The following is a 22,348-nucleotide window of genomic DNA, read 5'->3' as shown; positions in this document are numbered from 1 at the left end:
TCAGTGCGGCGAGGAGAGCACCGCGTGGCGGCCGGTCACCCGGACACGGCGTACGGCGGTGCCTCGCCGCGGTGCACGGCCAGCAGGTTCTCCACCGCCATCTCGGCCATCCGGGCCATCGCCTGTGTGCTGTGGAAGGCGCTGTGCGGTGTGACGAGCAGACGGGTCGGGGCGAGGGCGAGCAGGCCGTGCGGGTCGTCGGCGGGGGCCGGGGTGGGCTCGGTGTAGTAGCCGTCGATGGACGCGCCCGCGATGGTGCCGCCGGCCAGCGCGGACCGCAGGGCGGCCGGGTCGACCAGTTCGGCGCGCGAGCAGTTGACGAGGTAGCCCGAGGGGCCCAGCGCATCCAGATGCTCGGCGGTGACGACCCCGTCGTTCACGCCGGGCTCGTGGGCGAAGTTGAGGCTCACCACGTCGGCCGAGTGGAACAGGTCGAGGAGCGAGCCGACCGCCCGGTAGGGCAGCGCCGCCAGTTCCGGCCTGGGCGTCCGGTTCCAGTAGAGGATCTCGGTGCCGAAGGCGGCGTGCGTCATCCGGGCCAGTTCGCGGCCGATGTGTCCCATGCCGGCGATGCCCAAGCGCGCCCCGGCCAGGGAGGGGGTGGCCCGCTCGCTCCACTGCCCGGCGGCGACCTCGGTACCGGTGCGGGTCACGGCCCGGACGAGGTCGAGGATGTGGGCGAGGGACATCTCGGCGACCGCGACCGCGTTGGCGTGCGGGGTGTTGGCGAAGCGGACGGGCGAGGGATGCGCCGGCAGTTCCATGAAGGAGCCGTAGCCGGTGCCGAGGAAACACGCGACGGACAGGTCCGGCAGCCGGTCCCACGCCTCGGCGGACAGCCGCTCGCTGCCGCCGAGGACGTACCCCCAGGCACCTTCGAGAGCCTTGATCACCCCTTCCTCGTCGAGATCGCCGGGGGCCGCGGTGACCTCGAAGCCGGCCTCGTCGAGCGCACGGACCGAGGGCTCGGGGAAGGGGGCGCCGGTGATGACGACACGGCGCCGGCCGCGGGCGGAGGTGTTCACTGCTGGGGTTCTCCCGTGGTGACGAAGGCTCTGCGGTACCAGACGAGGGGCGGCTCGGCCTGTTCGCGGGTGACGAGACCGGTCAGCCGGCCGATGACGAGGTGGTGGTCGCCGGCCGGCACGCTGTCGACCGTGGTGCAGCGGTAGGCGGCGTTGGCGCCCGTCAGCAGCGGTGGGCCGTCCTGGGAGCCGGGCCAGGGCCCGAACGCGTGCGCGCCCGTGCCGTCGAAGCGGTCGGCGCCGGACCGGGCGAAGAGCGCGGCGAGGTCGCGGTGCCGCTCCCCGAGGACGTTGACGGCGAATTCGTGGGACCCGGTCATGGCGTCCAGACAGCTGGATCCGTTGTCGACGCCCACCAGCAGCAGCGGCGGATCGAGCGAGACGGAGACGACGGAGCCCGCGGTGAAGCCCCAGCGCCGCCCGTGGCCGTCGGTGGTGGTGACGATGGACACCGCCGTGGCCAGCCGGGACATGGCCTCGCGGAACGTGCCGGCGTCCAGCGGTGCCGCCGGGTGACGGGCCGGGGCGCTCACGGCTGCCCTCCCGTCAGGGCCGTGACGGCGGCCGTCGTCTGCTCCGCACCGGTGGGGCGGTCGGCCAGGGCCCGTCGGAAGCCACGGATGGTGAGCGGCAGGAACACCGCCCCGAACAGCGCCAGGGGCAGGGTCAGTACGGCGGTGAGCCGCTGCGGCCCGATCGAGTCGCCGGCGATCGCCACGACCGCTCCGGCGAGCGGGAAGGACAGGTCGTTGATGATGAAGAAGGAGCCCGTGACCTTGCCCAGGTGCTCACGGGGGATCGCCTTCACCCGCTGGGTGCGGTTGTAGACGTTGAAGTACGCGGCGGCCACCCACATCCCGACGAACGCCACCGCGTAGGCGGTGAGCGACGACGCGAACCCGAGGAGCAGCAGCGCGCCGCACAGTCCGGTGAAGCCGATCACGCCCAACGCGCTGACCTGGAACCGGCGCAGCAGCAGCGGGATGATCAGGAGGTTGACCAGGCCCATCACGCCGACGCAGGTGTTGAGCAGCGCGAAGGTCGACTCGGGAGCCTTGAACACACCGGTGACGACGGCGACGTTGGTGGCCAGTGCCACCGAAGCCACCAGGTTGATCAGGAAGTTGAAGCCGGCGAGCGTCAGCACGGGCCGGTTGCCGACCAGCAGCCGCCAGCCCTGCCGGATCTCGGCGACGGAGTCCCGTAGGGCACCCGAGGCCGAGGCATCCGCTCGCACGGCCGGTTCGGGTCGGTGCCGGGGCAGCGGCAGCCAGCAGGCCGCGGCGGTGGCGAACATGGCGCCGGCCAGGCCCAGCAGCCCCACCTTGCCCAGGGCGAGGACGGCGACCACCGCCAGGCCCGGACCCAGCGCCATGGCGAGCAGTTCCATGTTCTGCACCAGGGACTGCGTCCTCACCAGGTTCTCGCCCTCCGCGATCTGCGGGACGACCTTCTCCACGGACATGTGGACACCCGCCATCAGCGTGGAGAGCAGGGCGCCGTTGACCAGCAGCACGGGTGTGGACCAGCCGGGCAGGGTCAGGCAGAGCAGCACGGCGGCACCGAGCAGGACGGCCCGGGCGAGGTTCGCCCGGGAGAACAGCCGGACCCCGCCGTCACGGTCGGCGAGCACCCCGGCGAAGGGGTAGGCCACCAGGTTCGGCAGCCATTCCAGGGCGTAGGCCAGCCCCAGTGCCGCGACCCCGCCGGTCTCCCGGTAGATGATCAGCGGTACGGCGAACAGCACGATCTGCTGTGCCATGAGCCCGATCAGGACGCCGCCCGAGAAGAGCGTGCGCCGGGCCCGTTCGCCTGCCATCAGACCGTCTGCCCTTCCGGCACGGACCCGGCCGGCTCCCGCTGATCGTGCTCCTCGCGCCGTTCGAGGGCGCGCACCAGCGGCAGGACCCGGGTGAAGAAGCGCCGCATCTCGTCGCGGGCGGGCCAGCCGGAGAGGATGAACTCGCCGACGCCCGCGGCCTTGTACGCGAGGAGTGCCTCGGCGACCTCCTCGTAACTGCCCGTCAGGCACAGTGCGGGGCCGCCCCGGTAGGCGACGACACCCGAGTACAGCACCGGGTCGAGCCAGCCGTGACCGGCCTCCTCGGCCAGCCGGAAGGAGTTCTTCACGGCCTGGGAGTCGCCCTGCTCCACGAACTCGGCGACCCACTCCCGATGCTTCTCGTCGCCACCCGCGACGACCGCGGCCAGGTCGGCCAGGGCCTCCTCGCGGGTCTCGCGGGCCAGCACCTGCATCCGCAGGCCGACCCGGCAGCCCTGCGCGAGGACGGGCTCGGCGGACCGCGCGATCGCGGAGGGGACGTCGGCGTACCGGAACCAGCAGTCCCCGTAGCGGACGGCGTTGGCCTGGGCCACGGCCGAGGCACCGCTGACGTAGATCTCGGGTCGGCCCCCGCCGTGGAAGCCGAGGCCCAACTGCGCCTGCCGCACCCGGTAGTGGGCGCCTTCGTAGTCGAAGGGGGTGGCCGGGTCGCGCCAGAAGCGGTGGGCGATATCCAGGAACTCCGCGGCACGGGCGTAGCGTTCGTCGTGCGGCAGGAAGTCCCCGTAGTACGCCTGCTCGGCCGGGGAGATACCGGCGATCATGTTGAGCGAGACGCGGCCGCCGGACATCCAGGACAGCGTGTTGACGACCTGGGTGAACAGGGTCGGTGAGAGCAGACCGGGCCGGTAGGCCAGGATGAACTTCAGCCGCCGGGTCTCGCGCATGAAGGTGCCGATGATCGGCAGCGGATCCGGCAGGTCGAAGCTCTGTGCCATCAGCAGGGAGTCGACCCCGAGTTCGTCGGCCTCCCGGGTGAAGTCGATGGCACCGTCGAGGTCCAGGACCTCGGAGGCGTACTTCTGGGCGGTCTTCTCCTGGCCGTCGTCCAGCGCGGAGCCCCAGTGGAAGCGCAGCTCGCTCACGCGCCGACCTCCACCGCGACGGGCTCGGCCACCAGCCGGTAGCGGACGATGGCCTCCTGGACGGCCCTGCGTACGGCGGCCTGGCTCGTGCCGCGGAGCAGGAAGCGGCCGCCGGCGTGGTCGTAGCCGCCGTCGCCGTCGAACACGTGGCCGCTCTCGGGCAGCGCCTCGGCGTACACCTCGGGGACCACGCCGACCAGGGAGTCGCGGGTGGTGACCCGGGCCGGAAGGGGGTGGGGCTCGGGGAAGACGAGCCATCCGCCGGCCGCCTCGGTGCCGCGCAGCACGGCCTCGTCGGTGAGGGGTGGCAGCCCGATCGTGGTGCGGACGGCCTCGCAGTACAGGTCGATGCCGAACAGGTCGCGGTGCAGGAAGGGCACGCCGGCGCCGCCGGGACGCAGGCCGACCTCCAGGAAGACCGGTTCACCGGTCCCGGTGAGGATCAGCTCCAGGTGGAAGGGACCGTCCCACAGCTCCAGGGCGTCCAGGCAGTCGGCGGCGAAACCGGTGAGCTGCTCGCGGAGCGGGCCGCGGTCGAGGAGCACGGAGCCGAGGGGGGTGCCGCCGTTGAAGTCCAGGCAGGTGTTCACGTACTCCGAGACGGTGACGAAGTGGAACCGGCCGCCGCTGCGGATGCCGTCCACGTGGTGGATCCGGCCCTCGACGTACTCCTCAGCCTCGTATCCCTCCAGGGCCGCGGGACCGATGTCCCGCAGTGCGGCAGCGAGTTCCCCCTCGTCGCGCACGAGCCTGACTCCCTTGGAGGCGGCGCCGTCGCGGGGCTTGAGGATCAGCGGCAGGCCCAGTCCGGTATCGGGAGCCAGGACGGTGTCGGCGGTGGCGTCGGCGCCCAGCCCGAGGTACCGGGGGACGCGGATGCCCGCGTAGCCGATCCAGCGCTTCATGACGGTCTTGTCGCGGAAGCGGGTGACGTAGGCGGTGCTCCAGCCGGGGACGCCGAGGGCGGCGCGCAGTTCGGCGGCGGTGAGCAGGTCGAACTCGGAGACGCCGACGATGCCGGCGAGCGGTCCGTGCTCCTCGGCGATGCTCCGGGCGTGCGGCAGCAGGGTGTCGTACGCCAGGTCGGGTACGACGACGGTCGCCACGGCCGTGTCGCGGTCCAGCGGCGGCAGCCCGTCCTCGGTGGTGAGGTAGGCCAGCCGGTGGGTGCCGTCCGGGACGAAGCGGTGGTACTCGCCGAACTCGTCGTCGTACCGGTTGATGACCAGGAGCAGCGGCAGGGGATCGGACGCGGGCAGGGATGCGGCGTTACTCAAAGCTCACTCCACGGTCTATGAGGTGCCCGAACTCGACGGCGTCGGCGTACGAGTCGGTGGTGTGGACGACGTGCCCGATCCGGCAGCGGAAGTCGTGCGCGGGCGCTATCGGCTCGCCCGGCGCCAGGTACAGCTCGACCTCCAGCACCTCGGGCCGGGCCTTCAGGTCCGCGAGGCCCGAGACCGTGCGGTAGCGGGAGAGCCCGGGCGCGGTGAAGAAGCGGATGGCGGCGTGCTTGGCGTGCGGCGCCGTCGGGACACCGGTCGTCAGTCGGGTCGGGTCCAGGGGCAGACCTGTGTGCGCGGCCACCGCGAGGTGGGGCAGGGACACACCGGTCGCCAGCCGGACCAGGTCGGGTATGTGGTCGCCGCCCATGCGGGCGCCGAGTTCGATGAGGACGGGTTCGCCACCGGGCAGCCGCAGTTCGCAGTGGAACGGCCCGACCCGTACGCCGAGTGCGGCGACCGCCCGGGTCACGTACGCCTCGACGGCGTCCCGTTCGGTGGTGCTCAGTCCGGCCTGGACGATGTGGCCCAGCTCCACGAAGTACGGTTCGGGACCGAGGAGTTTGCGGGTGACGGCCACGATGGCCACTTCGCCGTCGGCGCTGACGCAGCCCTCCACGGACACCTCGGGCCCGTCGATGTACTCCTCCACCAGCACCCGGCCGTCGAGTCGGCGCCCGAGGTCCGGGCGGGAGTCCGCGGCCAGGAGGCGGTACGCCCGGTGGAGTTCGGCGCGGGTGTCGGCGCGGCTGACGTGGACGCTGCCGGCCGAGTCGGTGGGTTTGAGCACGCAGGGAAAGCCCACGTGGTCGGCGGCGGCGTCGAGTTCGGCGGCGGACGAGGCCGCGGCCCACCGGGGCACCCGGAGTCCGCTGGCCTCGACGCGCCGCCGCATCGCGCTCTTGTCGCGGACCTGCTCGACCGAGTCCTCCGCGACTCCGGCCAGCCCCAGGCGGGCGGCGAGCCGGGCGACCGCGGGGACGAAGAACTCGAAGCCCGGCAGGACACCGAGCAGGCCGCCGTCCTCGTGGAGCCGGATCGCGGCCCGCGTGAGGGCGGTCTCGTCGTTGGTGTCGACGGTGACCAGGGTGTCGATGTCCTGCCGGACCCGGTCGGGAAGCCGGCGGTCGTCGGCGTCGAAGGACGCGACCACGGTCTCGAGCCCCAGGTCCCGGGCGGCGCTCAGCAACGCCGTCCCGGACGAGACCGGCTCGACCACCAGCAGCCGGCCGGGTCGCGCGTCGCGGAGGTCGGTCGTCATGTCAGACTCCGGCCGGCACTGCTTCGCGTGCCCCGACCGTGGACTCGTACAGCTCGGTGAAGTAGTCGCCGATGAGGTCGATGAAGACGGTCAGGTAGACCTCGGCCTGCTCGGGCGTGCTGAACTTCTCCACGGCGCGCGAGACCGTGCGGAACATCAGCTCGTCGTGGTCGTGGTCCTCGTCGAAGGCGAGGTGCGCACGGGTGCCGTGCACGTACTCCTTGCCGAACTCCTGCTCCGCCTTGGCCGTGATGACGGGGTTGTAGCGGTCGGAGTACCACTCCACGAACCAGTCCCAGATCGTGGTGGGCGCCGGGCCGGACCGGTCGGCCTCCAGCCGCAGGTAGCCCATGAGCTTGGCGGTGGACGGGAAGACCGGGGTGGCGTTGAGGTCCTCGATGCTCAGACCGAACCTCTTCAGGTCCTTGGTGAACATGTTCTCGTGCCCGAACTCCTCGGCGAGGTAGCGGGCGAGCTTGGCGGCCAGGTTGTCGTCCTGGGAGCCGACCTTGTAGAGGGCGTAGCTGTCGACCTCGTTGTTCAGACGGATGCGCAGAACCGTTTCGGTGATGTGCCGGACGTAGTAGTCCCGGTCGATCCACTCCCCGCGGTGCAGCTCGCGCAGCTTGGGTACGCGTTCGAACTGCTTCTCCAGGAGTTCCGCGGCCAGCGTTTCGAGACGCGCACGGTCAAGCTTGGACATGGTGGTGTGACAACCCTTCTTCACTGGACATTCGTCGCGTTGCCGTCGACGACGTGAGAGGGAGGTCAGGCAGAGCACACCCATGGTTCGAAGGTGCAGTGCCTCCCCCGTATTGCATTCACAGGCACATGAGTCTTGGCGATCACAGCATCGCTATGACTTCGACCTGACCGTACACAGCCCGCAAGAAGCCAGTCAAGGAATTCCTCGACTCACAGAGCGCTATGCGAAGATCACGCAAATGGACGGCTCCAGTCCGCAGCTTCGACGAGCGGACTCCCAAAAGAGCAGTTCAGAACGTTTCTGCGAGCGAGAAGCACGCTCCGGTGTGAACTGCACATGAAGCATGCCGGAGTGGAGTTGACAGGCTGCCTTGACTACGCGATCGTCACTGACGTTCAACAGAGGGCCACGACTGGGCCCACACCGGGGGAGGACATGACATGACGACGACTCACGTGCGACAAGTGCTGGCAACGCTCGCCCTCGCCGTGCTGACGGCCGCACTGCCGGCTCCCGTCCCGGCCACCGGGCGACTGACGGGCTCGACGGTCACGACGACGGTCGAGGCCAAGGCGGACGGGCCGGGACCGTGCTGCAAGAGCGTCGAACTCACCGCGGACGCGGGCTGAGCGCCGGACGCACTCGCGCGGTCGGCGGCTCTTAGCGGCGGTCCTTGACGCGGGCCGACGCGAGATCGTCGGCCGCGGCCGTCTCGGACGCCGACGTGCCGGGGTGTCCGGCCTGCGGATCCGGAATCCGGGCCGGGGACCTGACCCCGGCGCAGTCCGCCATCCGGCGGTAGGCCTCCAGCGCCTGGTCCGCGCCGCCGTGGCGGGCCTCCAGTTCGGCGACCTCACGCCAGGCCTGGGCGGCTTCCGACGCGGCCCCCAGTGACTGGAGTTCCTCGGCGGCCGTCCGGCACTCCTCGATCCCGGCAGCGGTCCGGCCGTCCGAGACCATCGCCAGGCCGAGCACCCAACGGGCCCGGCCCGCTTCGACCGCCTTGCGGGACTCCAGTCGTCCCATGGCGCGCAGCGCGATGCCGATGGCCTCCGCGGGGCGGCCCGACAGCAGTTCCAGGCGGGCCAGCTCCGTCTCGCAGGCGGCGAGGTCACCGGTGTCCGACACCCGCACCAGGACGTCGTACGCCTGGTTCAGCAGGAGCCCGGCCTGCTCCAGCTCCGGCGGTTCGGCCCGCAGCAGCAGCCAGGCGTAGGTCAGGCGCAGCCGGGCCAGGCTGTGCTCGGAGTCGTCCTCGGCCATCAGGGCGAGGGCCTTCTCCACCAGTTCCAGCGACAGCGCGACGTCGCCACGGGCCTCGGCCACCAGCGCCGCGTTCCAGTAGGCGGAGCCGCGCGCCCGGCGCGATCCGTTGCGCTCGGCCCGCTCGATCACGCGGGAGACCAGCCGCTGCGCGGTCGCCAGGTCACCCCGGCCCCAGTAGGCGGCCACCAGGGTGGAGGCGAGCCGGATCTCGTCGTCGGTGCCCTCCAGGCCCAGCTGACGCACCTCCTGGAGCGCCTGTTCGCCCAGTTCGATGCTGCGGCCGAAGTCGCCGGCCTCGCTGAGGATCCGACATCGCTGCATGAGCAGAGGCAGCAGTCCGACGGGCAGCGCCTCACCCCGCCGGGCGGCGTCGATCAGCCGCTCGACCCCGTCCAGCGTCCGGTCGGTCTCGCCCAGCGCCTCGTGCGCGCGGGTGAGCGCCCACAGGGTCTCCCAGCGCAGCTCGGGATCGCTCTCCTGGGCCAGTTCGAGCAGCCGGTCCCTGGCCTCCAGGGCGGCGCCGTTGGCGAGTGCCAGCTCGGCGAAGCGCAGCCGCAGCCGGCGTTCGTTGAGTTCGGCGCGGTCCCGGCCGGTCAGCAGGTACTCGACGGTGGTACCGAGGCGTTCGGCCAGCAGCTCGACCACCGGGGGCTCCGGAGTGCGCCGGTCGGACTCGATCAGCGACACATAGCTGGCCGAGACCGCGCCCGAGGCCAGGTCGGTCTGACTCAGACCCCGCTCGCGCCGCAACGCGCGCAGGCGCTGCCCCAGAGTGTCGGCGGACTTGGTCACCGCTGCCCCCCTCCACTGACAACGAGGCATTTGGAACACACTACCCGGTCATACCTTTGAGTCAACCGGCCGGTGGAGCAGGCCCGACGCCGGAACCAGCTGTAACGCCGGGCCGCAATCCCCGCTGCGGGCCGTGACGCTCGGTCGCGCGGCCCCGCCCCGCGCCGAGGTCCGCCGTGTCGAACCCCGCCGTCCCGGGTACCCGAACCGCCCGTCCCGGCCCCTCGGATGCGGGCCGGCCAGGAAGGGGGCACTGATGACGCAGCACGCCGACGACGACGTCGCCCGCCACGGGGGCGTCGCCGGACTGCGACTGGCGACCGGGGAAGCCGCCGGTGAGGCGCTCGCCCAGAGTCTGCCCGTCGACCGCAACCAGGCGATCCTGGAGGCGGCCAAGCAGGTCGGCGCGATCCTGAAACGGGAGGGACACGCCTTCGCGCTCGCGGGCAGTGTCGCCGTGTACGCCCACGGCGGCGCCCAGAACCTCCAGCACGACGTCGACTTCGCCATCCGTCCCGAGGACGCGGAGTCCGTGGCCGAGACCCTCCGCGCGGCGGGCCTCCCGGTCCGGACTCCTCCGGAGGACTGGCTCCTGAAGGCCGACTGCCTGGGACAGCAGGTCGACCTGATCTTCGAGCTGGCGCACCAGCCGGTCACCACCGAACTGCTGGAGCGGGCCGACGAACTCTCCGTCGACTCGGTGTTCATGCCGGTGCTGTCCCCCACCGACCTGCTGCACAGCCTGCTGTCCGCGTTCTCCGAGCACCACTGCGACTTCGGGGCCGTGCTGCCGATCGCCCGCACGCTGCGGGAGAAGGTCGACTGGGACGCCGTACGCCGGGGCTGCGGGGACGCGCCGATGCCGGACGCGTTCTTCTACTTCCTGGAGCGGCTGGAGGTCATCGAACCGAGGGCCGCGAGGCAGCAGCAGACCGAGGAGGGCCGGACATGAGCGGGTCCGCGCCGGAACACTCCGGCGAGAACGTCGAGTACCGCGTCGCCCACTTCCGTGACCGGCTGGCCGCGGAGGAACCGGGTGAGCTGGGGGTCAGGGCCGAGGTGCGGGCCGGGGCGGTGGTCGTCACCGGCACGGTGCCGTCCGCGCAGTGCCGGGAGACCGTGCTGCGGACCGTCCGCGAGGAGCTGGCCGGGCTCGCCGTGCACACCGACGTGGTGGTGGCGGAGACCGCCACGCCCGATCATGCGGAGGAACTGCCGTGATCCGTGTCGCCGCCGTGGGGGACATCCACATGGGGCCGGAGAGCCAGGGCGTGCTGCGCCCCGCCTTCGACACCCTGCCCGACTGTGCCGACCTGCTGCTCCTGGCCGGCGACCTCACCCGGCACGGCACGCCGGAGGAGGCGCGGGTGGTGGCCCAGGAGGTGCGGGGCCTGCCGGTGCCGGTGGTCGCGGTGCTCGGCAACCACGACCACCACGACGAGCAGCCCGAGAAGGTGGCCGCCCTGCTGGAGGACGCGGGGGTGCGGGTCCTGGAGGGCGAGGGAACCGTCGTGGAGTGCGGCGGCACCCGGGTGGGCATCGCCGGGACCAAGGGGTTCGGCGGCGGGTTCGTGGGCCGCAGTGCCGGGGAGTTCGGCGAGCCGCTGATGAAGGAGTTCGTACGGTACTCACGGCGCTGCGCGGACGGGCTGCGCACCGCGCTGGAGGAACTGGACCGGCAAAGCTGCGGGGCCAAGGTGGCGCTCACCCACTTCTCCCCCGTGGCCGACACCCTGGCCGGTGAGCCGCTGGAGATCTATCCGTTCCTCGGCAGCTATCTGCTGGCCGAGGCCATCGACACCGCGGGCGCCGACCTGAGCGTGCACGGACACGCGCACGCGGGCACCGAGCACGGGATGACGGCCGGCGGGGTGCGGGTGCGGAACGTGGCCCAGCCGGTGATCCGGCGGGCCTTCAACGTCTACCACCTGCACGAGAACTGAGCGGCCGCCCCCGTACGCGCACCGTCAGCTGTGGGCCGTGGCCCGGTCGTGGTCCTCCCATGCCGCGTCCCGCAGCTCCGGCCGCAGCAGCACTTCCACCGCCGTGCTGGCCAGGGCCTCGGCGGCGGCCAGCATCACCCGGCGGGCGCGCTCGGAGCCGGCCGCGACGGCGAACTCGGGGGTGTGGTCGGAGCCGTCCTCCTCCATGATCGCCACGAAGGGGTGGATGGCGGGCACCCGTCCGCTGACGTTGCCGACGTCGGAGGAGCCCAGGTAGACGCCGGGCGCGGGCGGGGTCATCTCGATCCCGGTGCCCGCCAGGTACCGGGCGAACCGGGCCGAGAGCACCGAGCTGTCCCGGAAGTGCTCGTAGCGGGGCGTGGCCCGTTCCACGGTGACCGTGGTCCCCGTCGCCCGGGCCACGCCCTGGGCGCAGGTGAGCAGTTCGCCCGCCAGGTCCTCCAGGGCGCCGGTGGTGAGCGCGCGCAGACCGAACAGGCCCTCCGCGTACTCGGGAACGATGTTGGTGGCCCTGCCGCCGTCGGTGACGATGCCCTGGACGTGCGACCCCTCGGGCAGCCTGCGCCCCACCACGGCCAGAGTGTTGAAGAGCTGGATGAGCGCGGCGAGCGCGTCGACGCCCTCGGTGGGGTTGCCGGTCGGGTGGGCGGCGCGGCCGTGGAAGCCGACCCGGTACTGGGCCTGCGCGGTCAGCGGGGCCCACTGCCAGCTGTGCACGCCGGGGTGGAACATGAGCGCCGCGTCGAGGTCGTCGAACACCCCGGCGTCGGTCTCGGCGACCTTGCCTCCGCCGCCCTCCTCGGCCGGGGTGCCGATGGCCCAGACGGTGCCCGCGTCCCTGCTGAGCACGGCCCGCGCGGCGAGGGCGGCGCCGAGGCCGGCCGCGGCGATCAGGTTGTGGCCGCAGGCGTGGCCGAGGCCGGGCAGGGCGTCGTACTCCAGCATCAGGGCCACCGCGGGGCGGGTCCTGGTGCCGGAGCGTGCGGTGAAGGCGGTGGGCAGGCCGGCCACGTCCCGCCGCACCTCGAATCCCGCCCATTCGAGCTCTCCGCACAGCAGCGCCGCCGCCCGGTGCTCCTCGAAGGCGTACTCCGGGTCGGAGTGCAGCATTCGCGCCATGTCCCAGAGCCGGTCGGCCCGTGCCGCCACCTCCCCGTGCACCCGCGCGAGCACCTCGTCCACGGCGTCGGTCACATCGTCCTCCCCTGGCGTCGTACGTCCGTGTCCCGGTCCGGGTTCCATCGAGCGGGCCTGCTTACACCCGGTCACCGTTACCGGCACCGGGGTGCGGGTACTCAGGAGCGATCAGTGGGCGTCGTCAAGGAGGCCGCGATGAAGGCGGACCGGATCGCCGATCCCTGGGGTGCCCGGACGCCGTACCGGCGGCACGGGTCCTGGCCGGCCAGGGTGGACACGTTCCTCGCGGAGGGTGTGGCGCCCGGGGCCGTCGATGCGTGGGTGCCGGCGGCTTCGCTGCTGCACTCCGGCGGTGACGCCATGGACATCGCCGTGGTCGGCGGCCGGATGGCCGGTGTGCGCGGGCGGGCGGTGGACCGGGTCAGCCGCGGCAGGCTGGGGCCCAAGGACCTGTTCGGCTGGCAGGCGAACGCCTCGCCGGACCGGCTGACCCGGCCGCTCGTCCGGCGTAACGGGCACCTGGTGGAGACGGACTGGGACACCGCGATGGAGCGGATCGCGGCCCGCACCCGTGAGCTGCTGGAGGAGCGCGGGCCCGGTTCGATCGGCTTCTACACGAGCGGGCAGCTGTTCCTGGAGGAGTACTACACGCTCGCGGTGCTGGCCCGGGCGGGCATCGGCACCAATCACCTCGACGGCAACACGCGGCTGTGCACCGCGACGGCGGCCGAGGCGCTGAAGGAGTCGTTCGGCTGCGACGGCCAGCCCGGCAGTTTCGACGACCTCGACCACGCCGACGTGATCGCGCTGTTCGGCCACAACATGGCCGAGACGCAGACCGTGCAGTGGGCGCGGGTCCTGGACCGGCTGGCGAGCGCCGACCCGCCGCGGCTGCTGTGCGTGGATCCCCGTCCGACCCAGGTGGCGCGGCACGCGGCCGTGCACCTGGCACCGCGGGTCGGCACCAACGTGCCGCTGCTGAACGCCCTGTTGCACGAGACGATCCGGCACGACCGGGTCGACCACGACTTCGTCGAGGCGCACACCGTCGGCTTCGAGGAGCTGTCCGCGCGGGTCGCGTCCTGCACGCCCGAGTGGGCCGCGGAGATCTGTGACGTGCCGGCCGCCCGGATCAGTGCGGCGGCCGAGCTCGTCGGCACGGCGGACGCCCTGCTGTCCACGGTCCTCCAGGGCGTCTACCAGGCGCACCAGGCCACCGCCGCGGCCGTGCAGGTCAACAACCTGCATCTGATCCGGGGCATGCTGGGCCGCCCGGGCGCGGGCGTGCTCCAGATGAACGGACAGCCCAGCGCCGAGAACACCCGCGAGTGCGGCGCCGACGGCGATCTGCCGGGGTTCCGCAACTGGCAGAGCGAGAAGCACATCGCCGACCTGGCGCAGGTGTGGAACGTCGAGCCGGACCGGATCCCGCACTACGCGCCGCCCACGCACGCGATGCAGATGTTCCGCTACGCCGAGCAGGGCTCGATCGGCATGCTCTGGATCAGCGGCACCAATCCCGCGGTGTCCTTGCCCGAACTGGCCCGCATCCGCGCCCTGTTGGCGCAGGACCGGCTCTGCACCGTCGTCCAGGACCTGTACCTGACGGAGACCGCGCGGCTCGCCGACGTCGTGCTGCCCGCGGCGACCTGGGGCGAGAAGACCGGCACGATCACCAACGCCGACCGCACGGTCCACCTGTGCGAGAAGGCGGTCGAGCCGCCCGGCGAGGCCCGGCCCGACCTGGAGATCTTCCTGGACTTCGCGCGGCGCATGGACTTCCGCGACAAGGACGGCGGACCGCTGATCGGCTGGCGGGGGCCCGAGGAGGCGTTCGAGGCCTGGAAGCGGTGCAGCGCGGGCCGGCCCTGCGACTACACGGGCATCTCCTACGACCGTCTCCGCGAGGCCGGTGGCATCCAGTGGCCCTGCACCGAGGAGCGGCCCGGGGGCACCGCGCGCCTCTACACGGACGGCATCACCTGGGCCCACCCGGACGACTGCGAGAGCTACGGGAAGGACCTGGAGACCGGGGCGGCGGTGGATCCGGTGGAGTACCGCTCGCTCAACCCGGACGGCAAGGCGGTGCTCAAGGCGGCCGCGTACGTCGAGCCGCACGAGATGCCGGACGAGCGGTACCCCTTCCAGCTCTCGACGGGCCGTACGCTCTACCACTTCCACACCCGCACCAAGACCGGCCGGGTGGCACAGCTCGACGAGGCGGCCCCCGAGGTGTGGGCGGAGGTGAGCGCGGCGGACGCGGACCGGCTCGGTCTCGGCGAGGGCGACCTGGTGGAGGTCGCCACCCGGCGCGGCGCCCTTCAGGCACGGTTGCGGGTCACCGACATCCGGCCGGGGCTGCTCTTCGTGCCCTTCCACTACGGCTACTGGGACACCAAGGAGGGCGACGGCCCGGACGGGGGCGGTCCGGGGCGGGCCGCGAACGAGACGACGATCACCGACTGGGACCCCGCGTCCAAGCAGCCCCTGTTCAAGACCGCGGCCGCAGCCCTCACCCTCGTCACCCGCGCGGACGGGCGGTACGCCCCGGCCCCCACCACCACGGCGTCGGCCCCGGCGGACCCCGGCTCCGTGCCCGTCACGGCGGGTGGCCGACAGGCCCAGGCGACACAGGACCCTGGCTACGGCGAGGGTCCGGCCCGGGATCCGGGAGGCAGGTCATGAAGTCCGGCAGGACCACGAAGTCCACCCGACGAGCCTGTGACCAGGAATAAGGCGTACGGCCCAGGGCACTCGGGGGCCGGAGGTGATGAACATGGGACACGGAGGAAACGTCATCGACGAGCTGATGACCGATCACCGTGAGGTCGAGGAGCTGTTCGGGAAGATCGAGGCGCTGTCGCCCGGTGAGAAGAACCGGAAGGTGTACGCCGAGCAGGTCACCATGGAGCTGATCCGGCATTCGGTGGCCGAGGAGGAGTACCTGTACCCGGCGGTACGCGAGCACCTGGTCAACGGGAACACCATGGCGGACCGGGAGATCGACGACCACTCCAAGGCCGAGCAGCTGATGAAGGACCTGGAGGGCTGCGAGGCGGACGACCCCGAGTTCGACCGGCTCGTGGGGGAGCTGATGAGCGAGGTCCGCTCGCACATCGCCGAGGAGGAGCAGACCCTCTTCCCGCAGCTGCGTGTCGCCTGCTCGGAGAAGGAGCTGAACGACCTGGGCGACAAGGTGCGCCGCGCCAAGAAGATGGCGCCGACCCGTCCGCACCCCTCGGCCCCGGACACTCCTCCGGCGAACAAGCTGCTTGCTCCCGGCGCCGGGCTGGTCGACCGGATGCGGGACGCGCTGTCGGGCCGCGGCAAGGAAGACTGACGCCGACACGGAGCAGGGCCTTCGGGCGAGGGCGGACCTCAGGCGATGAGCGCCTCGTCCGAGCCCAGCCGGTCCAGCAGCTGGTCCCGGTGCAGTCCGGCCACCGGGGCCAGCAGGTCCGGATGCCTGAGCAGGGCCGCCGCGCGGCGGTCCGTGGCGTCGGGGGTGAGCAGGCGGCGGAACGCGGCCGGTGTGGCCGTCGTGTGCTCGCCCCCGGCGACCTCGGTCACGGCCAGTTCTGCCAGTTCGGGGTCGGTGAGCAGACAGGCCGCCCAGCTGGCCACGACTTCGTCCACCCAGGTCCGCCAGGGGTGGTCCTCGGTGTCCCGGTCGCCGGCGGCGTCCGCGCCGGTGACCCAGTCCAGGCGGGCGGAGCCGCCCGGGCCCGCCATGCCGAGCAGCGCGGCGTCCATCGCCGTCGGATAGCGCAGCCACGCGGCGACGGTGACCGCCTGCCGGGCCTGCACCTCGCACAGCGCGGCGGCCAGCGCGCCGCCCGAGGGCGGGTAGGCGCGGTTCAGCCAGTGAGCGGTCGCCGCGATGACCGGGGAGAGATCTGCTTGCACTGCCGGGCCGCCCGAGCTGCTGGTGGGAAGGGGTCTGGCCGAAACGGTAGCCCGCGGGCCGGGGAGGACGACATGGCTCCGACCTCGGCGGGCACGTGGTCTCGGCCACACCGCACCTCCTGGCGCGCTACAGCTCCAGCCAGAACCGGGTGCGTTTCAGCCACAGGTCCAGCAGCTCCGAGTCGCCTCGCGTGCTGACGCCGGGCGCGGGGCGGGCGTAGAGGAAGAGGAGCAGGCCGGTCACCGGCCCGTGGACGCTCGCCGTGGCCTCGCCGCCGCCCCGCCGCCACCGCGGCCGCTCCCCGCCGAGGTCGAGCAGCCACTCCCCCGCGCTTCCCGCGTCGAAGCGCAGGGCGCGTCCGGGTGCGAGCAGGTCGGGCACGCCGGGCAGCGGCTCATAGGCCTCCGGGACGGTCGAGAACTGGAGCCACTCCTCGACGGCGTCCGCCGCGAGCCGCTCGTCGACCACGAACTCCGCGCCGGTCACCAGGGCCGCGTCGGCACGGTGCAGCAGGGTCTCGTAGGCCATGCGACGAGCCCAGAACCGGGTGGACTGCTCGATCAGGTGTTCGTCGGCGGGTGTCCACACCGGCGTGTCCGGACCGGCGGCCCGCAGGGTGCCGGCCAGCCGGGTGGCGCCCTCGACGAGCCAGTCGCCGAGTGCGGAGGGGGCGAGGTCGGCGTAGGCGGCCGGATCGTCGACCGAGTCGTCGTCGGTGGGCCGGGTGGCGCGGGTCCGTACGATCTCCTCCGCCCAGCGGTGGTCGGCGCCCACGTGCCGCAGCAGCCGGCCGAGGTCCCAGCCTGGGCAGGTGGGCACCGGGGCGGCCGGGTCCGCGCCCTCGGCGTGGCGGGCGAGCAGGCCGGTCTGGGCGACGATCGCGTCGCAGTGGTCGTCGAAGGTCACCAACGCTTCCCCCTTCGCTGCACGATTCGTTATCCCTGCCACCTAACCTGACTCCTTCGAGATCCACTACGGAATTCAGCGGCACTGCGGCGGACGGGGAGACACGGACATGCGGGTCGGGGCGGGGAGCGCAGGGCGTCGGGTGGCCCAGGTGGCGTTGCTGGTGGGTGTGTTGGCGGGCTGTTCGGGGACCGCCGAGGAGGGTGACTCCGAGAAGTCGGCGAGCCCGTCGGCGTCGGCGCGGACGCCCGGTGCGGGCGGGACGTCCGCGAGCAGCGGCGGCGCGATCGGCGCCGCCGGCTCGGCGTGCGAACTGCCCGTCACGTTCGACACGGCGAGGAACTGGAAGGCCGAGGCCGTCGAGTCGCCGCTGCGCCAGGGGCCGGTCGCCCTGGCGTGCGAGATCGACGCGAAGCCCGCGGGCAGCATCGGCTTCCTGCGGGTGTGGGCCGCGAAGCCCGGTGACGCCGATGCCCGGAGCGTCCTGAAGGCCTTCGTCGCGGGCGAGGACGGCGCGAGCAAGGAGAAGTACGGCACCTTCACCTCCGGTGGCCTCTCCGGTGTGGAGGTGGAGTACCTCTACACCAGCGAGCTCCTGGAGGAGACGAAGAAGGAGCGCGCTCTCGCCGTCGTCACCCCGGACGGGCCCGTGGTCCTGCATCTGGGCGGGCTGGACACCGAGGAGCACGAGGAGATGCTCCCGGCGTACGAGCTCGCCAAGCGCACCCTGCGCGCCGCCTGAGCCGGTCAGGCCTCGGTTCCGGTGTAGAACGCGATCGTCGCGGCCGTCGTCCTGGCGGCCGTCTCGGCGTCGGCTCCGGAGGCGGCGTAGGCCTCGCCCCACGCCTCGCCCGAGCCGGTGATGAAGGCGCTGCCCTCGGGCGTGGTGTGCCAGGTCGCGGCCTCCTCCTTGCTGAGCCCGCCGCCCGCGAGGTGCAGCCGGAGCCCGTAGAGCCCGAGGTCCCAGCCGACTCCTACGGCACCGGGACCGAACTGGTCCCAGAACTCGTCCGGTACGACGGCCACGTGCTCGAGTTCGAGGACGGTCCGCTCCCCGTCCTCGGGCGTGAGGCGCACCTCGACCTCGCTGAAGCCGGGGTCGGGGCCGTACAGCCAGCTCACCCTGAGCCGCTCGGGCTCCACGCACTCGAGGATCTCGCCGCCGGCGTTGCCCTCCAGCTGGTAGCGGCCGCCGACCTTGAGTTCGCCGCTGACCGGCATGAACCAGCGCGCGATGCGTTCGGGGGAGGTCACCGCGTCCCACACGTCGGCGATCTCGGCGTCGTACGTGCGCCGCAGCAGTACGGTCCGGGCCTCACCGGTCTCGACCTGCCGGGTGCCGACCCGTCGGTGCAGTCGGTTGATCTCGTCGGCGATCTCACTCACCTTGGCTCACCTCTCCTTGCCGTCTGCGCTCCCGCTGTCCGCGCGCGAGCTCTGTTCCGAGGGCGTCGAGCCGCTGTTCCCAGAACCCGCGGAAGCGCTCCAGCCAGGCGTCGACCTCCCGCAGCGGCGCGGCCTGGACGGCGTAGAGCCGCCGGTTGCCGTCGGCACGGACGGAGGCGAAGCCGCTCTCCCGCAGCACCTTCAGATGCTGGGAGACAGCCGGCTGGGAGATCCCGAACTCGTCCCGGATCACGGCACTGACCTCGCCCGACGCCTGCTCCCCCGAGGCGAGCAGTTCCAATATCCGGCGCCTGACCGGATCCCCGAGTACGTCGAACGCGTGCACGCGACCCACTATGCCACTCGCTGCTTATATAAGCCAAGTCTTAAATAGGGACCGGGTCGGCAACGCAGAAGGGCCGACGGGGTTCCGGCGGCCCTCGGACTGCTGAGCGGTGGTGTGGCGGGGACGGTCAGGCCGGTCTGGCCTCCGCGCGCAGCATCGGGTGCTGCGCCGTCACCTCCTCCAGCACGGAGAAGGCGTCGACGAGGGTCAGGGCGTGCGGTGCCAGCGCCGCGACCGTGGCCTCCAGCACCTCCGGGAGGTAGCGGACCTGTTCGGCGGTCAGCCGCTCGTGGGCGAGCAGTTCACCGCTGTTCGCGGCCACGTACCGCAGGGCGAACAGCCGGTGGAGGTGGTCGAGGAGCAGGCCCGCCCGCGGGTCGGCGGCCCGCCCGGCCGCGGCGAGGAGTTCCTGGGCGGCCAGCCGGTGCACATGGGCGTCGACCAGGGACAGTGCCGCCGAGGAGGCGCCGTTCCAGCGGTCCAGGGAGGAGCCGACCCGTTTGGCGCGCAGCCGCCCCCGGGCCCGCTCGTGACGGACCCGCTCCAGGTCGCCCATCAGGTCATGCAGGTACTCCGGGTCGTGCAGGGTCCGGGCGGCCGGGGGCGTCTCGCTGGGCGGGCGCGGGGTGAAGCCGCCCAGCAGCATCTCGCCGGCCGCCTTGACCCAGATGACGGTGTTGTCGCCCTCCGCGGTGATGGTGCCCTCGTTGGCGGCGAGCTGGCCCGCGATCCCGTTGGAGAGCAACAGCCCCTGGGCGCCGCAGCGTTCCCGGCACTCGGTCATCACGGACCGGGCCTGCCAGGTGATCCACCCCTTGGCGACCGCCACCAGCCGCTCGGCTTCCTCACGTTCGCCCTCGGCGGCCCGCGCCCACCGCTGTACTACGCCGCGCTGGAGCAGGGTGGCGGCATAGGTCGTGGCCAGGGCCTCCACGAGCGGGGCGTGGTGGGTGCGGTGGCTGAAGAGTGGCACCCGCTGTCCGCTGGTCATGCCGGAGGTGACGCGCTGGTGGGCGTGGCGCACGGCGACGGCCAGGGCGTGCCGGGTCACGCCCAGGCTGTAGGCGCTCATGCACAGCTTGCCCATGGTGACGCGCCCGATGGAGCGCAGGAACCGCTTGCGGGGGCTGCCGAGGTTGGAGACGAGTTCGCCCTCGGGCGTCAGTCGGCCGTGATCACCCTGGAGGAGAGCCGTCCGCGGCAGCCGGACCCCGTGGAAGGAGGTGGCGCAGTGGTCGACCGGGCTGCTGGCCGTCTGGGGCAGCGACTCCACTTCCACGCCCGGCAGATGACGCCCGTGCGCGTCGGTCAGCGGGGTCAGGAAGAGGAACACTCCCTGGCTCTTGCCGTCGATCATCAGCCGTGCGGCCACCACGGCGTCCTTCGGGCCGCCGATCGCGGAGGTGTTGGGCATCCACTTGCGCGCCCCGCGCGTCGGAGTGGTGAGCACGAACCCGCCCGTGGCCCGGTCGAGGGTCGCGGTGGTCTCCAGTTGCGGTGCGTCGTTGCCGTGCGCCTGCTCGGTGCACAGGAAGGTGCCGACGCGCTCCATCCGCAGCCAGGGGCCCAGGTCCCGGCCGTCGCGGTCGTGTTCGAGGAGACTGCCGAGGAACAGGTTGTAGTGGATGCTGGCGATCGTGGTCATGCCCGGGTCCACCACCCCGGCCCACTCGTGCAGGGCGCTCAGGGCGACCGGGTCCCGGGCCAGGGCCTGCGGATCGGGTACCGCCGCGTTCACCGAACGTAGGCGTTGATAGGAGAGTTTTATTCGCTCCTCGTGCGTCAGCCCCTCGTGGTGGGCGAACACGTCGGAGCCGAACAGGCGGCGCCAGGGCTCGTGGATCTCGGCCTGTGCGTCGAAGAGCAGGTGCCTGAGGGCGGCGGTCTCGGTCAGCGGCGGTGACGTTACGGGGAGTTGAGAGGTGATCACAGCGGCAACGTAGCCCGGGGCACCCTCTGATCACATCATGATCATCACCACGATTGAAGACCCGCGTGTGGTGGTAGTTACCCCTTAAACGGCCCCTCTAATACCACAAGTCACAATCCACACAAGGTGATTGCCCTCCCGTGCGGGACTCTACGCCCCGCGCTCCCGGTCGACTTCACCCACCCCCGTGCCTCCGGCGTGTCGCCCTGTCTCCTACCCACCGTTCCGGGTGAACGAGACGTGTGTTTCTCGTCGACGGCTCAACGGCCGGTTTGGTTCCCCCGGTTGGTCACCAGCCGCTGACGCGGTTCCAGAACCCCCGCACGGCGGGCGCGTCACCGGCCGGGCGGGCGCTGTCCACGACGTGGTAGCCCTGGTGCTGCGCCGCGGTGGCGCAGGCGTGGTTGGGCAGGATACGCAGCCGCGTGCCGAGGGGAAGGTCGGGCAGGCGGTCGCCGTCGCGGGCGGTGAGGGTGCCGTGCTCCTGGCTGGCGGCGGTCATGACCAGGCCCGGGAGGAGGTTTCCGGCGAGGTCGGCGACCAGGCCGTAGCCCTGGTCCTGCGCCTGGGCGGCGGTGCCGCGGTCGCGGGACATGGCCATCCAGCCGCCGTCGGTGACGATCCATCCGTACTCGGGGCGGTGTCCGATGACCGTGACGACGACCGACAGGGCGAGGTCGTCGAGGCCGCAGACGCCGAGGCCGGCCATCACCAGGTCGAAGAACACGTAGTTGCCGGCGCGCAGTTCGGTGACTCCGGTGAGGTCCTCGGCGGCGTGGGCGGTGGGGGTGGACCCGACGCTGACGGTGGCCACGGGCAGGCCGGCCGACCGCAGTCGCTCCGCCGCGGCGACCGCGCTGTCCCGTTCGTTCCGCGCGGCCCGTCTCCGCTCCTCCGCGGTGGGAGCGAAGTACGACTCGCCGGCGTGGGTCAGCACGCCGTCCAGGCAGCCCGCTTCGTGCAGGACGCGGCCGATCCCGGGGAGCCCGGGGGCGTCGGGCCTGAGGCCGCCGCGGTGGCCGTCGCAGTCGATCTCGATCTGGGCCGGGACGGCGATCCCGGCCCGCCGGGACGCGTCGGCGACGGACTCCGCCTGTTCGGTGCTGTCCAGGAGGACGCGCAGGGTCACGCCGCGCCGCAACAGGGCGAGGACGCGCGGGAGTTTGTGGGGGTCGATGCCGACGGCGTAGGTGATGTCGGTGTACCCGCCCGCGGCGAACGCCTCCGCCTCGGCGAGGGTGGAGACCGTGACGGGACAGGGTGTCGCGCCCTCGTGCAGCAGGGCGGCGACATCGAGGCTCTTGGCCGTCTTCACGTGCGGGCGCAGGGCCACGCCGAGCCGCTCGGCCCGGGCGGCCAGTCGCTCGATGTTGCGCCGGGTCCGGTGGAGGTCGACCACCGCGAACGGGGTGTCGGGGTCGGCCAGGGTGCGCGCGTCGGCGCTCACGGGGTGGTGCACGGAAGTCACGTGGAGAGGTCCGTCCTCACAAGCGGGCGTACAAGCGGGCGTA

22 protein-coding genes are annotated in these 22,348 nt (G+C 72.2%); 7 read left to right on the top strand and 15 right to left on the bottom strand.

What is annotated here, in order from left to right; genetic code table 11:
• Nucleotides 1-35: 35 nt before the first annotated feature.
• From AC2XR2_RS41555 to AC2XR2_RS41525, 7 genes are read right to left on the bottom strand one after another with little or no spacing between them, the layout of a single operon-like run.
• Nucleotides 36-1,025, bottom strand: a complete 990-nt coding sequence (locus AC2XR2_RS41555) for a 2-hydroxyacid dehydrogenase (RefSeq protein ID WP_381298258.1) — start codon at nt 1,023-1,025, stop codon at nt 36-38.
• Complete coding sequence (locus AC2XR2_RS41550) at nt 1,022-1,558, bottom strand: flavin reductase family protein (RefSeq protein WP_381298256.1); 537 nt, start codon at nt 1,556-1,558, stop codon at nt 1,022-1,024. The genes AC2XR2_RS41555 and AC2XR2_RS41550 overlap by 4 nt, the downstream gene beginning before the upstream one ends.
• Complete coding sequence (locus tag AC2XR2_RS41545) at nt 1,555-2,844, bottom strand: MFS transporter (RefSeq protein ID WP_491517965.1); 1,290 nt, start codon at nt 2,842-2,844, stop codon at nt 1,555-1,557. Before AC2XR2_RS41545 ends, AC2XR2_RS41550 begins: the two co-directional genes overlap by 4 nt.
• The gene (locus AC2XR2_RS41540) at nt 2,844-3,953 is read right to left on the bottom strand and encodes an LLM class flavin-dependent oxidoreductase (RefSeq protein WP_449349843.1); all 1,110 of its coding nucleotides are present in this window, start codon (nt 3,951-3,953) and stop codon (nt 2,844-2,846) included. The genes AC2XR2_RS41545 and AC2XR2_RS41540 overlap by 1 nt, the downstream gene beginning before the upstream one ends.
• Entirely contained in the window at nt 3,950-5,230 is a 1,281-nt protein-coding gene (locus AC2XR2_RS41535; RefSeq protein WP_449349844.1) for an ATP-grasp domain-containing protein, read from the bottom strand. The genes AC2XR2_RS41540 and AC2XR2_RS41535 overlap by 4 nt, the downstream gene beginning before the upstream one ends.
• Nucleotides 5,223-6,497 (bottom strand): ATP-grasp domain-containing protein, encoded by a 1,275-nt coding sequence (locus tag AC2XR2_RS41530; protein WP_491517964.1) that lies wholly within the window; start codon nt 6,495-6,497, stop codon nt 5,223-5,225. The genes AC2XR2_RS41535 and AC2XR2_RS41530 overlap by 8 nt, the downstream gene beginning before the upstream one ends.
• 1 nt (nt 6,498) lies before the next feature.
• Complete coding sequence (locus AC2XR2_RS41525; RefSeq protein WP_381298246.1) at nt 6,499-7,200, bottom strand: hypothetical protein; 702 nt, start codon at nt 7,198-7,200, stop codon at nt 6,499-6,501.
• 443 nt (nt 7,201-7,643) lie between these two features.
• Between AC2XR2_RS41525 and AC2XR2_RS41520 the strand changes: the two genes are divergently transcribed.
• Nucleotides 7,644-7,832 carry a hypothetical protein gene (locus AC2XR2_RS41520; RefSeq protein ID WP_491517963.1) on the top strand — a complete coding sequence of 63 codons (189 nt, stop codon included), beginning with the start codon at nt 7,644-7,646 and terminating at the stop codon, nt 7,830-7,832.
• A 31-nt stretch (nt 7,833-7,863) separates the two neighbouring features.
• Here AC2XR2_RS41520 and AC2XR2_RS41515 read toward each other — a convergent pair whose 3' ends face one another.
• A complete protein-coding gene (locus AC2XR2_RS41515) occupies nt 7,864-9,261 on the bottom strand; it encodes a helix-turn-helix domain-containing protein (protein ID WP_491517962.1) in 1,398 nt (465 codons plus the stop codon).
• A gap of 256 nt (nt 9,262-9,517) precedes the next feature.
• On the opposite strand from AC2XR2_RS41515, the gene AC2XR2_RS41510 reads away from it, so the two are divergent.
• From AC2XR2_RS41510 to AC2XR2_RS41500, 3 genes are read left to right on the top strand one after another with little or no spacing between them, the layout of a single operon-like run.
• Nucleotides 9,518-10,213, top strand: a complete 696-nt coding sequence (locus AC2XR2_RS41510; RefSeq protein WP_491517961.1) for a nucleotidyltransferase domain-containing protein — start codon at nt 9,518-9,520, stop codon at nt 10,211-10,213.
• Entirely contained in the window at nt 10,210-10,482 is a 273-nt protein-coding gene (locus tag AC2XR2_RS41505) for a BON domain-containing protein (protein WP_381298238.1), read from the top strand. Before AC2XR2_RS41510 ends, AC2XR2_RS41505 begins: the two co-directional genes overlap by 4 nt.
• On the top strand, nt 10,479-11,204 hold the full coding sequence (locus AC2XR2_RS41500) for a metallophosphoesterase family protein (protein WP_491517960.1): 726 nt from the start codon (nt 10,479-10,481) through the stop codon (nt 11,202-11,204). The genes AC2XR2_RS41505 and AC2XR2_RS41500 overlap by 4 nt, the downstream gene beginning before the upstream one ends.
• 24 nt (nt 11,205-11,228) lie before the next feature.
• Here AC2XR2_RS41500 and AC2XR2_RS41495 read toward each other — a convergent pair whose 3' ends face one another.
• The gene (locus AC2XR2_RS41495) at nt 11,229-12,419 is read right to left on the bottom strand and encodes an amidohydrolase (protein WP_381298236.1); all 1,191 of its coding nucleotides are present in this window, start codon (nt 12,417-12,419) and stop codon (nt 11,229-11,231) included.
• 138 nt (nt 12,420-12,557) lie between these two features.
• Here AC2XR2_RS41495 and AC2XR2_RS41490 point away from each other — a divergent pair, with 138 nt between their 5' ends.
• Both AC2XR2_RS41490 and AC2XR2_RS41485 read left to right on the top strand, forming a co-directional pair.
• Nucleotides 12,558-15,047, top strand: coding sequence for a molybdopterin oxidoreductase family protein (locus tag AC2XR2_RS41490; RefSeq protein WP_491518592.1), 2,490 nt, complete (start codon nt 12,558-12,560; stop codon nt 15,045-15,047).
• 91 nt (nt 15,048-15,138) lie between these two features.
• Complete coding sequence (locus tag AC2XR2_RS41485) at nt 15,139-15,702, top strand: hemerythrin domain-containing protein (RefSeq protein ID WP_330262419.1); 564 nt, start codon at nt 15,139-15,141, stop codon at nt 15,700-15,702.
• 38 nt (nt 15,703-15,740) lie between these two features.
• Here AC2XR2_RS41485 and AC2XR2_RS41480 read toward each other — a convergent pair whose 3' ends face one another.
• Nucleotides 15,741-16,268 (bottom strand): hypothetical protein, encoded by a 528-nt coding sequence (locus AC2XR2_RS41480; protein WP_491517959.1) that lies wholly within the window; start codon nt 16,266-16,268, stop codon nt 15,741-15,743.
• 127 nt (nt 16,269-16,395) lie between these two features.
• On the bottom strand, nt 16,396-17,178 hold the full coding sequence (locus AC2XR2_RS41475; RefSeq protein ID WP_491517958.1) for a maleylpyruvate isomerase family mycothiol-dependent enzyme: 783 nt from the start codon (nt 17,176-17,178) through the stop codon (nt 16,396-16,398).
• 106 nt (nt 17,179-17,284) lie between these two features.
• Here AC2XR2_RS41475 and AC2XR2_RS41470 point away from each other — a divergent pair, with 106 nt between their 5' ends.
• Nucleotides 17,285-17,917, top strand: a complete 633-nt coding sequence (locus AC2XR2_RS41470) for a lipoprotein (protein WP_491517957.1) — start codon at nt 17,285-17,287, stop codon at nt 17,915-17,917.
• A gap of 5 nt (nt 17,918-17,922) precedes the next feature.
• Here AC2XR2_RS41470 and AC2XR2_RS41465 read toward each other — a convergent pair whose 3' ends face one another.
• From AC2XR2_RS41465 to AC2XR2_RS41450, 4 genes are all read right to left on the bottom strand, one after another.
• Nucleotides 17,923-18,561 carry an SRPBCC family protein gene (locus AC2XR2_RS41465; RefSeq protein WP_449349852.1) on the bottom strand — a complete coding sequence of 213 codons (639 nt, stop codon included), beginning with the start codon at nt 18,559-18,561 and terminating at the stop codon, nt 17,923-17,925.
• Nucleotides 18,554-18,916, bottom strand: a complete 363-nt coding sequence (locus tag AC2XR2_RS41460) for an ArsR/SmtB family transcription factor (protein WP_381298225.1) — start codon at nt 18,914-18,916, stop codon at nt 18,554-18,556. Before AC2XR2_RS41460 ends, AC2XR2_RS41465 begins: the two co-directional genes overlap by 8 nt.
• A gap of 118 nt (nt 18,917-19,034) precedes the next feature.
• Complete coding sequence (locus tag AC2XR2_RS41455) at nt 19,035-20,837, bottom strand: acyl-CoA dehydrogenase family protein (protein WP_381298223.1); 1,803 nt, start codon at nt 20,835-20,837, stop codon at nt 19,035-19,037.
• Between the two features lie 289 nt (nt 20,838-21,126).
• Entirely contained in the window at nt 21,127-22,305 is a 1,179-nt protein-coding gene (locus tag AC2XR2_RS41450; RefSeq protein ID WP_491517956.1) for an alanine racemase, read from the bottom strand.
• Nucleotides 22,306-22,348: the final 43 nt, after the last annotated feature.

The organism is Streptomyces sp. LS-MS-L19 (assembly GCF_058382285.1).
The sequence above is the reverse complement of the archived record's forward strand: the minus strand, read 5'-3'. Positions and strand labels throughout refer to the sequence as shown.

Bases quoted from the DNA above. Each gene is read 5' to 3' on its own strand.
- AC2XR2_RS41525 (WP_381298246.1), bottom strand. From the start codon at position 7,200: ATGTCCAAGCTTGACCGTGCGCGTCTCGAAACGCTGGCCGCGGAACTC.
- AC2XR2_RS41520 (WP_491517963.1), top strand. From the start codon at position 7,644: ATGACGACGACTCACGTGCGACAAGTGCTGGCAACGCTCGCCCTCGCC.
- AC2XR2_RS41470 (WP_491517957.1), top strand. From the start codon at position 17,285: ATGCGGGTCGGGGCGGGGAGCGCAGGGCGTCGGGTGGCCCAGGTGGCG.
- AC2XR2_RS41485 (WP_330262419.1), top strand. From the start codon at position 15,139: ATGGGACACGGAGGAAACGTCATCGACGAGCTGATGACCGATCACCGT.
- AC2XR2_RS41530 (WP_491517964.1), bottom strand. From the start codon at position 6,497: ATGACGACCGACCTCCGCGACGCGCGACCCGGCCGGCTGCTGGTGGTC.
- AC2XR2_RS41505 (WP_381298238.1), top strand. From the start codon at position 10,210: ATGAGCGGGTCCGCGCCGGAACACTCCGGCGAGAACGTCGAGTACCGC.
- AC2XR2_RS41545 (WP_491517965.1), bottom strand. From the start codon at position 2,844: ATGGCAGGCGAACGGGCCCGGCGCACGCTCTTCTCGGGCGGCGTCCTG.
- AC2XR2_RS41510 (WP_491517961.1), top strand. From the start codon at position 9,518: ATGACGCAGCACGCCGACGACGACGTCGCCCGCCACGGGGGCGTCGCC.
- AC2XR2_RS41490 (WP_491518592.1), top strand. From the start codon at position 12,558: ATGAAGGCGGACCGGATCGCCGATCCCTGGGGTGCCCGGACGCCGTAC.